The 12,416-nt window shown below is 71.6% G+C and carries 10 protein-coding genes; 7 read left to right on the top strand and 3 right to left on the bottom strand.

Annotation, left to right across the window (positions count from 1 at the left end; all coding sequences use genetic code 11):
• Positions 1 to 98: 98 nt before the first annotated feature.
• Entirely contained in the window at positions 99 to 362 is a 264-nt protein-coding gene (locus tag ACFZDE_RS23590; RefSeq protein WP_010034659.1) for a WhiB family transcriptional regulator, read from the bottom strand.
• 657 nt (positions 363 to 1,019) lie between these two features.
• Here ACFZDE_RS23590 and ACFZDE_RS23585 point away from each other — a divergent pair.
• From ACFZDE_RS23585 to ACFZDE_RS23570, 4 genes are all read left to right on the top strand, one after another.
• The gene (locus ACFZDE_RS23585; protein WP_391202536.1) at positions 1,020 to 1,529 is read left to right on the top strand and encodes a cysteine dioxygenase; all 510 of its coding nucleotides are present in this window, start codon (positions 1,020 to 1,022) and stop codon (positions 1,527 to 1,529) included.
• A 35-nt stretch (positions 1,530 to 1,564) separates the two neighbouring features.
• The gene (gene cofD, locus ACFZDE_RS23580) at positions 1,565 to 2,524 is read left to right on the top strand and encodes a 2-phospho-L-lactate transferase (protein WP_391004644.1); all 960 of its coding nucleotides are present in this window, start codon (positions 1,565 to 1,567) and stop codon (positions 2,522 to 2,524) included.
• Positions 2,521 to 3,840: a coenzyme F420-0:L-glutamate ligase gene (locus ACFZDE_RS23575; protein WP_391202533.1), complete on the top strand. Its 1,320-nt coding sequence runs from the start codon at positions 2,521 to 2,523 to the stop codon at positions 3,838 to 3,840. The genes cofD and ACFZDE_RS23575 overlap by 4 nt, the downstream gene beginning before the upstream one ends.
• Before the next feature lie 62 nt (positions 3,841 to 3,902).
• A complete protein-coding gene (locus ACFZDE_RS23570) occupies positions 3,903 to 4,952 on the top strand; it encodes a DNA-3-methyladenine glycosylase family protein (protein WP_391202531.1) in 1,050 nt (349 codons plus the stop codon).
• Between the two features lie 417 nt (positions 4,953 to 5,369).
• Here the strand turns inward: ACFZDE_RS23570 and ACFZDE_RS23565 are convergent, their stop codons facing one another.
• Both ACFZDE_RS23565 and ACFZDE_RS23560 read right to left on the bottom strand, forming a co-directional pair.
• Positions 5,370 to 6,452 carry a sugar phosphate nucleotidyltransferase gene (locus tag ACFZDE_RS23565; RefSeq protein WP_391202528.1) on the bottom strand — a complete coding sequence of 361 codons (1,083 nt, stop codon included), beginning with the start codon at positions 6,450 to 6,452 and terminating at the stop codon, positions 5,370 to 5,372.
• A 135-nt stretch (positions 6,453 to 6,587) separates the two neighbouring features.
• Positions 6,588 to 7,904: an N-acetylmuramoyl-L-alanine amidase gene (locus ACFZDE_RS23560; protein ID WP_391202525.1), complete on the bottom strand. Its 1,317-nt coding sequence runs from the start codon at positions 7,902 to 7,904 to the stop codon at positions 6,588 to 6,590.
• A 149-nt stretch (positions 7,905 to 8,053) separates the two neighbouring features.
• On the opposite strand from ACFZDE_RS23560, the gene ACFZDE_RS23555 reads away from it, so the two are divergent.
• From ACFZDE_RS23555 to ACFZDE_RS23545, 3 genes are all read left to right on the top strand, one after another.
• Positions 8,054 to 8,836 (top strand): TIGR03089 family protein, encoded by a 783-nt coding sequence (locus tag ACFZDE_RS23555; protein ID WP_391202522.1) that lies wholly within the window; start codon positions 8,054 to 8,056, stop codon positions 8,834 to 8,836.
• Positions 8,837 to 8,984: 148 nt separating this feature from the next.
• The gene (locus tag ACFZDE_RS23550; RefSeq protein ID WP_391202519.1) at positions 8,985 to 10,175 is read left to right on the top strand and encodes an LCP family protein; all 1,191 of its coding nucleotides are present in this window, start codon (positions 8,985 to 8,987) and stop codon (positions 10,173 to 10,175) included.
• A 242-nt stretch (positions 10,176 to 10,417) separates the two neighbouring features.
• Positions 10,418 to 12,208 (top strand): LCP family protein, encoded by a 1,791-nt coding sequence (locus tag ACFZDE_RS23545; RefSeq protein ID WP_391202516.1) that lies wholly within the window; start codon positions 10,418 to 10,420, stop codon positions 12,206 to 12,208.
• Positions 12,209 to 12,416 lie beyond the last annotated feature (208 nt).

The following is a 12,416-nucleotide window of genomic DNA, read 5'->3' as shown; positions in this document are numbered from 1 at the left end:
CGTCTCGGACGAGCGACCACACTATCGGCTGCGCGGAAGACGGCCCGCCGCCTGTGGATAACCCACGGGCGACGGGCCGTCATCGGAGAGGGTGGGGGTCAGACGGCGGCCTTCTTGAGCCGGCGGCGCTCCCGCTCGGACAGACCGCCCCAGATGCCGAATCGCTCGTCGTTGGCGAGGGCGTACTCAAGGCACTCGGAGCGGACCTCGCAGGCGAGGCAGACCTTCTTGGCCTCCCTGGTCGAGCCGCCCTTCTCGGGGAAGAAGGACTCGGGGTCGGTCTGGGCGCACAGCGCGCGCTCCTGCCAGCCGAGTTCCTCGTCCGCGTCGTCGACCAGCAGTTGCTGCACCGTCTCGGTCATGTGCGCCCCTCGTCTGTCTTCGCGTCCCCGTGATCTAGCCGTTACCGATTCCGGCTGAACGACACGAGTGAAATTACAAGTGTGCTGCTCCGGGCGAGTCAAGCCGAGATCTGCTATTGAGCCCCTTATTCACTCTGCGGAACCAAGCCCATGCGGAAAGTGTTCAAATCACCTTAAAACCTGACACACTGGCGGAGCCCACGCGGGCTCACACCTTCCGACGGACCCCTTGCAGACCTGTACGAAGAAGGACGCCCAGGAGTTCGATCTCGTTCCGACACGCACGTCGAAGCGAAACGGATCACAGTCGGATCACGAGTACGCAACGGGGTTTGTGCGCCCGGTTGGACGCCATGTGTCCCGGGCGGGCCATGAACAAACCTTTCATCTGAGCGATCGACCGGATGAGGTGAACCACATCCCACATACCGGGTGTCGAGTTGACAGTGAAGGTGTGAACCGGTGTCCTTGTGGGCATGCTCGCGAACTTGGCGCTCACCTCGACCCGCACCGCCGGGTCCCTCGGTGCTGCCCGCGCTCGCTGTAGCTGTCGCTGTTCCAGCTGTTGAGCCACACCTGCTCCAGCTGAAGGCCGGGTCACCCGTATCCCGGCTCCCGTTCCCTCTGACCTTCCTTCACTGAGGAACCACGCACCCCATGAACAGCGACAGCGACCTCCAGATCGCCGGCGACATCCTCGAAGTCACCCACCTCCTGCAGACCCCGCGCGAGCACCCGGCCACCGTCGCCGAGTTCGTCGGGCTGGCCCGCTCCCTCGCCGAGGACCGCTCCCAGTGGGAGCACCTCGTCCGCTACGACGCGACCAGCCGCTGGTACCACCGGCTGCGCACCGGCCCCGGCTACGAGGTGTGGCTGCTGTCCTGGGTGCCCGGCCAGGGCAGCGGGCCGCACGACCACGGCCGCTCCTCCGGTGTGCTGACCGTCCTGGACGGCACGCTGACCGAGCGCACCGAGCGGGGCACACGCGCCTTGCGGGCGGGCGCGCAGCGCGTGTTCGCGCCGGGGTACGTGCACGAGGTCGTCAACGACGCGCTGGACCCGGCCGTGAGCCTGCACGTCTACTACCCCGGCCTCACCGAGATGCCGATGCACACGGCGCCGCACTGCGAGGCCCGGGCCCTGCCGGGTGCCGTGACGACTGCCTGACCCGGATGTCGTAGCCGCCTGCAAGACTGTCGCCTATGCGCATTGTGGTTCTGGCAGGCGGCATCGGCGGTGCCCGGTTCCTGCGTGGTCTGAAGCAGGCCGTCCCGGACGCGGACATCACGGTCATCGGCAACACCGGGGACGACATCCACCTCTTCGGGCTGAAGGTCTGCCCGGACCTCGACACGGTGATGTACACGCTCGGCGGCGGCATCAACGAGGAGCAGGGCTGGGGTCGCGCCGACGAGACCTTCCACCTCAAGGAGGAGCTCGCGGCGTACGGCGTCGGGCCCGAGTGGTTCGGCCTGGGCGACCGGGACTTCGCCACGCACATCGTGCGGACCCAGATGATCGGCGCCGGATACCCGCTGAGCGCGGTGACCGAGGCGCTGTGCGACCGCTGGAAGCCGGGCGTGCGGCTGATCCCGATGTCCGACGACCGCGTCGAGACCCATGTGGCCGTGGACCTGGACGGCGAGACCAGGGCGATCCATTTCCAGGAGTACTGGGTGCGGCTGCGTGCCTCGGTGCCCGCCCGGGCCGTCGTGCCGGTCGGCGCCGAGCAGGCGAAGCCCGCGCCGGGCGTCCTGGAGGCCATCGCCGAGGCGGACGTGATCCTCTTCCCGCCGTCCAACCCGGTCGTGTCGATCGGCACGATCCTCGCCGTGCCCGGCATCCGGGAGGCGATCGCCGACGCCGGGGTGCCGGTCGTCGGCCTCTCCCCCATCGTCGGTGACGCGCCCGTGCGGGGCATGGCCGACAAGGTGCTCGCCGCCGTGGGCGTCGAGTCGACCGCGACGGCGGTGGCCGAGCACTACGGCTCGGGCCTGCTGGACGGCTGGCTGGTGGACTCGGTGGACGCGGGCGCGGTGGAGCGGGTCGAGGCGGCCGGGATCCGCTGCCGGGCCGTGCCGCTGATGATGAGCGACACCGACGCGACCGCGCGGATGGCCCGGGAGGCGCTGGCACTGGCCGAGGAGGTGCGCGGGGCGTGAGCGACGCGACGCGCCGAGCCGCCGGGTACCGGGTCTGGGCCCTGGGCGGGATACCGGAGGTGGTGGCCGGGGACGACCTGGCCAAGTTGATCGCGGCCGCCGAGCCGGGCCTCGCCGACGGGGACGTACTGCTCGTCACCTCGAAGATCGTGTCCAAGGCGGAGGGCCGGATCGTCCGGGCCACCGACCGGGAGGCCGCGATCGACGCCGAGACGGTCCGGGTGGTGGCCCGGCGCGGCGCCCTGCGGATCGTCGAGAACCGGCAGGGCCTGATCATGGCCGCGGCCGGGGTGGACGCGTCCAACACCCCGTCCGGGACGGTGCTGTTGCTGCCCGAGGACCCGGACGCCTCCGCCCGTGCGATCCGGGACGGGCTGCGGGACGCCCTCGGCGTCGATGTCGGGGTGGTCGTCACCGACACCTTCGGGCGGCCCTGGCGGGCCGGGCTCACTGACGTCGCGATCGGCGCCGCCGGAGTGCGCGTGCTCGACGATCTGCGTGGCGGCACGGACGCCTACGGCAATCCGCTCAGCGCCACCGTCGTCGCCACCGCCGACGAGCTCGCCGCCGCCGGCGACCTGGTCAAGGGCAAGGCCGCGGGGCTGCCCGTCGCCGTGGTGCGCGGACTGGCGCACGTGGTGGACGGGGACGACCGCGGCGAGGGGGCGCGGGCCATGGTCCGCGGCGCCCGCGACGACATGTTCCGCCTCGGCACCTCCGAGGCGGTGCGGCTGGCCGTGACCCAGCGCCGTACGGTCCGGTCCTTCACCGACGAGCCTGTCGACGCGGCCTCCGTACGGCGGGCCGTGGCCGCGGCCGTGACGGCACCGGCCCCGCACCACACCACGCCCTGGCGGTTCGTCCTGCTGGAGTCGCAGGAGTCGCGGACCCGGCTGCTCGACGCCATGAAGGACGCCTGGATCGCCGATCTGCGCCGGGACGGCAAGAGCGAGGAGTCCATCGCCAAGCGCGTCCGGCGCGGGGACGTCCTGCGCAACGCGCCGTACCTCGTCGTCCCCTGCCTGGTCATGGACGGCTCGCACACCTACGGCGATCCGCGGCGGGACGGCGCCGAGCGGGAGATGTTCGTGGTCGCCACGGGGGCCGGGGTGCAGAACCTGCTGGTCGCGCTGGCCGGGGAGCGGCTGGGGTCGGCCTGGGTGTCATCGACGATGTTCTGCCGGGACGTGGTGCGCGAGGTGCTGGACCTGCCCGCGGACTGGGACCCGATGGGGGCGGTGGCGGTCGGGCATCCGGCGGAGGAACCGCGGCCGCGGCCCGAGCGGGACGCGGGGGCGTTCATCGAGGTGCGGTGACAGGTGCCGGGCGGCGCCTACGCTCGTAGGGCTGCTCCTTACGGATCCCAGGGACGTCATTCATGGCTGGACGGTTCGCTCCGCGGCCCACGCGCACGACGGTGCGGGGTGGGCATGCCGGTGTGCCCGCGGGGGTGCCGCGGCAGGTGGCGGGGCGGTCTGAGGGGCAGTCGGCGGGGCAGACGGCCGGGCCGTCGGGCGGGCCGCGGCTGGTGCGGGAGTGGGTGCCGGACGGGCCGCTGGATCTCGGTCTGGTGCTCGGGCCGTTGCGGCGCGGGCCCGGCGATCCGACGTTCCGGACGACGCCGGACGGTGCCGTGTGGCGGACTTGCCTCACTCCGGCCGGGCCGGGGACGCTCCGGGTGTGCGCGTACGGCGGTGGGGTGCGCGGGGAGGCCTGGGGGCCGGGGGCTCAGTGGCTGCTGGAGGGGTTGCCCGAATTGCTCGGGGCCGCGGACGAGCCGTCGGCGTTCGTGCCGCGGCACCGGCTGCTGGCGTCGACGGCGCATCGGCGGCCGGGGTTGCGGCTGACGCGGAGCGGGCGCGTGCTGGAGTCGTTGATTCCGTCGATCCTGGAGCAGAAGGTCACGACCGACGAGGCGTACCGGGCGTGGCGGTTGCTGGTGCGGAAGTTCGGGGAGCCGGCGCCGGGGCCCGCGCCCGCGCGGATGTATGTGATGCCGGCGCCTCGGACGTGGGCGTTGATCCCGTCGTGGGAGTGGCATCGGGCCGGGGTCGACAACAAGCGGGCGTCGACGATTCTGCGTGCCGTGCGGGTCGCTGCGCGGCTGGAGCAGGCGGTGGGGATGGAGCCCGGGGCGGCTCGGGCTCGGCTGGAGCTGGTGCCGGGGGTCGGGCCGTGGACCTCCGCGGAGACGGTTCAGCGCAGTCATGGGGCGGCGGACGAGGTGACGGTGGGGGATCTGCATCTGCCCGGGATCGTGGGGTGGGCGCTGGGTGGGGATCGGGATGCCGATGATGCGGTGATGCTGCGGTTGCTGGAGCCGTATGCGGGGCAGCGGCATCGGGCGGCTCGGTTGATTCTGCTGAGTGGGAGGGTGCCGGGGCGGCGGGCGCCGAAGATGCCTCGGTGGGATATCGGGCAGCTTTGAGCCTGTTGGCTTTGAGCTGTGGGCTGTGGACTGTGGGCTGCTGTTGCTGATGTGCTGTCGGGGCCCGGTGCTCGGCGTTGGTGCTGGGGGCGGGTGGGTGCGCGGCTCGGCGCGACGAGGTGCCGCTGCGCCCACCCGTGCCGCAGCTGAGCGGCTACGCGCGCTCGCAGCCGAGCGGCATCGCACGCCCGCAGCCGAGCGGCATCGCACGCCCGCAGCTGAGCGGCTCCGCCTGCCCGCAGCTGAGCGGCTCCGCGTGCCGCAGCTGAGCGGCATCGCGTGTTCGCAGCCGAGCGGCTTCGCATGCCCGCAGCTAAGCGGCTCCGCACGCCCGCAGCTGAGCGGCATCGCGCGCCCGCAGCTGAGCGGCTCCGCCTGCCCGCAGCTGAGCAGCTTCTCACGCCCGCAGCTGAGTGGCTACTGGTCTGAGGAGAAGCGGACTGCGCCCGGGGGGATTTGGGCGTTGCACCAGATGCGGGCGCCCTCGAGGAGTTCGTTGTCGGGGCCTATCACCGCGCCGTCGCCTATGACCGTGCCCGTGAGGACCGAGCGGCGGCCGACGCGGGCCTTCGTGCCGATCAGGGAGTCGGTGATGACCGCACCCGGTTCGATGACCGCGCCCGGCAGGATCGTGCTGCCGAAGATCCGCGCGCCCTCGGCGACGAAGGCGCCCTCCCCCACCACCGTGCCGCCCGACAGCTTGGCGTCGGAGGCGACCCGCGCCGTCGGCAGGACCAGGCGGTCGCCGCAGCGGCCGGGGACCGCCGGCGACGGGGCCCGGCCGAGGACCAGGTCCGCCGAGCCGCGGACGAAGGCCGCCGGGGTGCCGAGGTCCAGCCAGTACGTCGAGTCGACCATGCCCTGGAGGTGGGCTCCGGCGGACAGCAGGTCCGGGAACGTCTCCCGTTCCACCGAGACCGGCCTGCCCTGCGGGATCGCGTCGATGACCGAGCGGCGGAAGACGTACGCCCCCGCGTTGATCTGGCCGGTGACGATCTCCTCCGGCGTCTGCGGCTTCTCCAGGAAGGCCTGGACCCTGCCCGTGTCGTCGGTGGGGACCAGGCCGTAGGCGCGCGGGTCCGTGACCTTGGTGAGGTGCAGGGAGACGTCCGCGCCCGTCGTCTCGTGGGTGTCGACCAGGGCCCGGATGTCCAGGCCCGTCAGGATGTCGCCGTTGAAGATCAGGACCGGGTCGTCGGGGCCGGAGTGCAGCCGGGAGGCCACGTTGCGGATGGCACCGCCCGTGCCGAGCGGCTCCTCCTCCGTGACGTACTCGATGTGCAGTCCGAGCGCGGCGCCGTCACCGAAGTACGGCTCGAAGACCTCGGCCAGGTAGGACGTGGCCAGGACGATGTGCTCGACACCCGCGGCTCTCGCTCTCGCCAGCTGGTGCGTGAGGAAGGGCACGCCGGCCGCCCGGACCATGGGCTTGGGCGTGTGCACCGTGAGCGGGCGCAGCCGGGTGCCCTTGCCACCGACCAGGAGGATCGCTTCAGTCACGTGTCGTCTCTGCTTCCTGCCGGGACCGGCCGAACTGTCTTTCGGCCGGTCAGTGTATGCAGACCGTTCCGTGGCGCCTTCGTTGGCCGTGCGGCATGCCGCCCCCTGCCCCCCCCGTCGGCGGTGAACGTGTGCTCAGCGGCCCTGGTAGTGGGCCGCCTTGGAGCGGGCCGAGCCGAGCTTTCCGTAGAGCTTGCGTCCCGGGCACTCGGTCTTGAAGCCGTCCCGGTGCCCCGAGATCACGTTCAGTCGTACCTTCTTGCCTTTGCGGTGGAGATTGCTGCCGGCCGACTTCAGAGTTGTCTTCCCCTTCGGATTCACCCCGTACAGCCCCAGCTTCCACGCGGTCAGCCGGGCGACGGCCTTGACGGCGGACTTCGACGGCTTCTTGGTGCCGTACGACCCGAGGACGGCGATCCCCATGCTGTTGCTGTTGAAACCCAGGGTGTGTGCGCCGAGGACCGGCTTCGCCACGCCCCCGGCGCGGCCCTCGTAGATCTTTCCGCACTTGTCGATGAGGAAGTTGTAGCCGATGTCCCGCCAGCCCATGCTCTTGACGTGGTAGCGGTAGATACTGCGGATGAGTGACGGGACCTGCGAGCAGCTGTAGTTGTTGCCGCTGGCCGTGTGGTGCACGAAGGCCGCCTTGACCTTCTTCGTGTACTTGAAGCCGCTCTCCCGCAGTCCCTCGTTCGCTCCCCAGCCGCGCCGCGTGACGATACCCGGGCGCGGTCCGACGTACGGCTTGGCCCGCAGCTGTCCCTCCGTCAGCTCACCGGCGTCGAGGGCGCCGCGGGCGGTGCCGTCGTCCTCGCCGGGGTCGACGAGTTCGAGCCGGAGGCCCGAGGGCAGCGGGAGTGCGGCGCCCGGGTCGTGGGCGTCCGAGGGGTGCCCGGCGGAGTCGGTCTCCCGGTCGTCGGACTCGGAGCGGACCCGGAGTTCCACGCCGTCGGAGTCGCCGACCCACAGCGGGGCCGTGGCACCGCGCACGCGTCCGGCGGCCCGCTCGGGGGTGTCCGGGTCGGCGGCGTGGTCGGCGTTGTGGGTCTCCACGTCCTGCCAGTCCGACCAGGTGCCGGTGCCGGTGGCGCGGGTGCGGACCTGGACGCGGCCGTGCAGTTCGGCGTCCGGGTCGTCCCAGACGACGCCGACGAGGGAGAAGGGGCGTACGGCCCGGCGGGGCAGGCCCTGTTCGGTGGCGGGGGCGGAGGGGGTGGCGCGGTCGCGGGTGAGGGGTTCGAGGGGGAGGGACTGGGTGCTGCCGGCGGCGGACGGTTCCGCGGCGCGCCGGTCGGAGGAGGTCGTGGCCGGGGTCCCCGCGTGGGGCGCGGGTCTCGCGGCTTCCGCGGCCGGCACCGGTCTCGCCGTCGCCGCGAGGGCGGGAGGGGTGAGGGGGAGGGCCAGTGCGGCCGCACAGGTGACACCGATCGAGGAAGCAAGGAATCCACGCATGCCCCTGATCTTGGACATAGTCGTACAAGTCTGTCCATTTGGGAGTTGACGGGGTGTCGGCCGGGATTCCGCCGAACCGGTGGCGCATTCGGGGCGCGGCGGCGGGCGGGCCGTTGGGCGGGGGCTTGTGCGTTGCGTACGCTTGCGCGGTGAACGCCACCGATCGCACCCCTGCCGACCTGCTGGGTTCCGCGCTCGCCGCGGATCCGGGACGCCCCCTGGTGACCTTCTACGACGACGCCACGGGTGAACGGGTCGAACTGTCCGTGGCCACCTTCGCCAATTGGGTGGCCAAGACCGCGAACCTCCTCCAGGACGAGCTGTCCGTCGAGCCCGGGGACCGGGTGGCGCTGCTGCTGCCCGCGCACTGGCAGACGGCGGTGTGGCTGCTGGCGTGCGCGTCGGTGGGAGTGGTCGCGGACGTGTCAGGGGACGCCCAGGCGGCCGACGTCGTGGTGAGCGGGCCGGACCGGCTGGAGGAGGCCCGGGCGTGCTCCGGCGCACGGATCGCGATGGCGCTGCGGCCTCTGGGCGGGCGGTTCCCGCAGGCGCCCGAGGGCTTCGTCGACTACGCGGTGGAGGTGCCGGGGCAGGGCGACCGGTTCGTGCCGTACGCGCCCGTGGATCCGGAGGAGCCCGCGCTGATCGTGGCCGGGCGGGAGTTCAGCGGGGCCGAGGTGGTCGAGCGGGCCCGGGCGGAGGCGACGGCGCTGGGGCTGACCGGGCCCGGGTCGCGGATCCTGTCCGGGCTGCCGTACGACACGTGGGACGGGCTGAACGCGGGCCTGTACGGGCCGCTCGCCACCGGGGGTTCCGTGGTGCTGTGCCGGCACCTGGAGCAGGCCGGGGACGGGGTGCTGGACAAGCGGGTGGAGAGCGAGAGGGTCACGACGATCGCCCGCGGCACGGCGGGCCACCAGGACCGAAACTGACGGACGGTCCCGGACCCCTCCCCCGTTCGGCCCATCCCCGGCCACCCCCGGCCCTCCGTTCGCGCCATGGTCGTAGGAGCGGTGCGCTCGGGGCGTTCCTACGTCAGGAGGGGTGGTTGCTGCCGTGGGCTACAGGGTCGGTCCTGGCGTGGGGGCGTCCGCCAGCGGGCGGGGGCTGGCGCGGCGGCGCCGGCGGCGGTGGGTGCGGATCACCGCGTTCGGCGCCACGGCCCTGCTCGTGGCCGCCGGCGGGGTCGGCTGGGCCGTCTACGCCAAGCTCAGCGGGAACATCACCCCCGACGAGGCGGCCGCGGCCGAGCTCGCGAAGTACGACAAGGAGCGGCCCACCTCCCTCGTCAAGGACGCGCGGAACATCCTGCTCATCGGGTCGGACTCGCGTGAGGGCAGCGACAACGCCCGCTACGGGCGGGACTCCGGCACCGAGCGGTCCGACACCACGATCCTGCTGCACCTGTCCGCGGGCCGGGGCAGCGCCACCGCCGTCTCCCTGCCCCGGGACCTGATGGTGAACCTGCCGGGCTGCCGCCGCCCGGACGGGTCCCGCAGCACGCCCCGCTTCGCCATGTTCAACCAGGCGTTCCAGCTGGGCGGTTCCGCCTGCACGATCCGGACCGTGGAGAAGCTCACCGACATCCGCGTCGACCATCACGTCGTCGTCGACTTCCACGGCTTCAAGAAGATGGTCGACGCGGTCGACGGCGTTGAGGTGTGCCTGCGGAAGCCGGTCGACGACCGGGCCGCCAAGCTGCGGCTGCCCGCCGGGCGCGTGACGCTCGACGGCGAGCAGGCCCTCGGCTATGTCCGCGCCCGCAAAACCCTCGGCGACGGCAGTGACACCGAGCGGATGGAGCGTCAGCAGCGATTCCTCGGGGCACTCGTCAACAAGGTGCGCAGCAACGACGTCATGCTGAATCCGGTGAAGCTGTATCCCGTGCTGGACGCCGCCACGTCGTCGCTCACCACCGACCCGGAATTGGCCAGCTTGCGCGGTTTGTACGATCTCGTGCGCGGTCTGCGCGACATCCCCATGGAACAAGTGCAATTCCTGACCGTGCCCCGGGAGTCGTATGCGTACGACACCAATCGCGACCAACTCGTGGAGCCCGCCGCCGAGCGGCTCTTCGAGCGGCTGCGGACGGACGCGCCGGTGGTCGTCAAGGGCGGCGACCTGCAACGCCGGGCCCCGCTGCGGCTGACCGGCACACGTGACGGGTCGTACGGGGATTCGCTTCCGGGCCCTTATCGCGGGACCACCGTCACCGTTTCTCCTCCACCGACGTTTCGGGGGAACACGGCAGCCGAGGACACCTGCGAGTAAAGCGGGCACCAAGGCCACTCCAAGGCAATGAACTCCGCGCCCGGGAAATGGGCGAATTGCCCAGGTGTAGGGACGTGGAATGGGTCACCGTCGTCGCCCTGCGCGGAATGGGGCGGTTAGTGTGAGCGATCCGGTGCGCCCGGCTCTGAGGGACGGTCCTGAGGTCGCGCACTGAGTGACCGAGACCCGAGCGCCGTGGAGGGGGAAGGCGCCGCGTGCCCCGACGGAGGAATCAGGCAACCGTGGACGCGCAAGGCCGTGGGCGGGCGGACGACGTCGATCCCGCAGACCAGTGGGTGCTGAACCCGAGCACCGGTGAGTACGAACTGCGGCTGGGGCCCTCCGCGCCGCAGCCGGGCGTCCCCTCGCCCCGCAGGCCGCGGCCCTCGGAGGCAGCCCCGCCCGCGCGCGGCCACGCCCAGGCGCCCGGCCGCTCGCGACCCGAGGCATCCGGCCGCTCGCGACCCGAGACATCCGGCCGGTCGCGACCCGAGACGCCCGGGCGCGCGGTGCCGCCGGCGCGCAGGCGCCGCGGGGCGCCGGAGGAGCCGCTGCCGGGACGGCGCGGACGACGCCCGGCGAAGAAGGCCTCCAGGAGCCGGAAGATCCTGCTGTGGACCGGCGGCGCGATGGCGTTCGTGCTGGTCGCGGGTGCGGGCGCGGCCTACTTCTACATCGAGCACCTGAACGACAACATCGCGTCCGTCTCCGACGACGGCGCGAGCACCGGTGGCTTCAGCAAGGACAAGGCCATCAACATCCTGCTGATCGGCACCGACAAGCGCACCGGCAAGGGCAACGGCAGCTACGGCGACGCGGGCAGTGTCGGGCACGCCGACACCACGATCCTGCTGCACGTGTCCAAGGACCGGTCGAACGCGACCGCGCTGAGCATCCCGCGCGACCTGATCACCGACGTCCCGGACTGCCCGACGACGCAGGAGGACGGCACCCAGAAGGTCATCCCCGGCACGCGGCAGGTCCGTTTCAACACCAGCCTCGGTCAGGACGGCCGTACGCCGAGCTGCACCATGCGGACCGTCACCGAGCTGACCGGGATCAAGCCGGACAACTTCATGGTCGCGGACTTCAACGCGGTCAAGACGCTGACCAGCGCGGTCGGCGGGGTCGAGGTCTGTGTGGGCAAGGACCTCGACGACCCCGACTCGCACCTCAAGCTGTCCAAGGGCACCCACACCATCGAGGGCGAGCAGGCCCTGGCCTTCGTGCGCACCCGGCACGCCGTCGGCTTCGGCGGCGACCTGAGCCGGATCGGGCTGCAGCAGCAGTTCCTGAGCGCGCTGATGCGCAAGCTGAAGTCCAACGACACCCTCACCAGCCCGTCGAAGATGCTCGACCTGGCCGAGGCGGGCACCAAGGCGCTCACCGTGGACTCGCAGCTGGACAGCATCGGCAAGCTGAAGGACCTCGGTCTGGAGCTGGGCAAGCTCAACACCAAGAACCTGACGTTCACCACGATTCCGGTCATCGACAATCCGACCGAGAAGGTGAAGGCCACGGTCGTGCTGAACGAGTCGACGGCCCCGCAGGTGTTCGAAATGATCAGGAACGACGTCTCCTTCACCGCCGTCAAGGCACAGAAGAAGAAGGAGGCCGCCGCGGTCGCCGCTCGGCTGAAGGGCACCAAGGCCCCGGCCTCCGAGGTGCGGGTGCGGATCCTCAACGGCGGTGCCGTGGCGGGCAGCGCGCAGCAGACGCTGAGCTGGCTGCAGAACGAGGAGGGCGTCACCAAGTCGGAGAACGCCGGCAACGCGCCCGCCGCACTGGCGAAGACCACCCTGGAGTACGCGCCCGACCAGGCCGACCAGGCCCGCCGGCTCGCCGCCCTCATGGGCCTGCCCGGGTCCGCGATGAAGCCGGGCGAGAGCGTGACCAACGACCAGGGGCTACCCGCGATGTCCCTCACCCTCGGCAAGGACTTCAAGGGAGCGGGGGTCTCGCTCACCGCGCCCTCAAAGGCACCGGAGGGCGTGCAGAAGTCCACCGCCGACAAGGTGGAGTGCGCCAAGTGAAGTGAATTTCCTTCGCGTTCGCCGAAGTTCCTTCAAACAAATGGGCGGGATTGCCCAGTTGTGAGAACGTGCAATTTCTCACCCACGTCGCTTGATGCCGAAGTGTGCGGATAGTGTGTGCGATCCAGTGCTCTCCCTCTTGAGCTCCGTCCTGGGGGTGTGCACTGCTGACCAGCACCGCGCGCCTTCCGGGGAGGGCGCCGCGTGG

Origin of the sequence: Streptomyces sp. NPDC007929, assembly GCF_042959065.1 — a bacterium.
In the GTDB taxonomy this organism is placed as follows: domain Bacteria; phylum Actinomycetota; class Actinomycetes; order Streptomycetales; family Streptomycetaceae; genus Streptomyces.
Note: the sequence above shows the minus strand (reverse complement) of the source record. Positions and strands in the feature narration are given on the sequence as shown.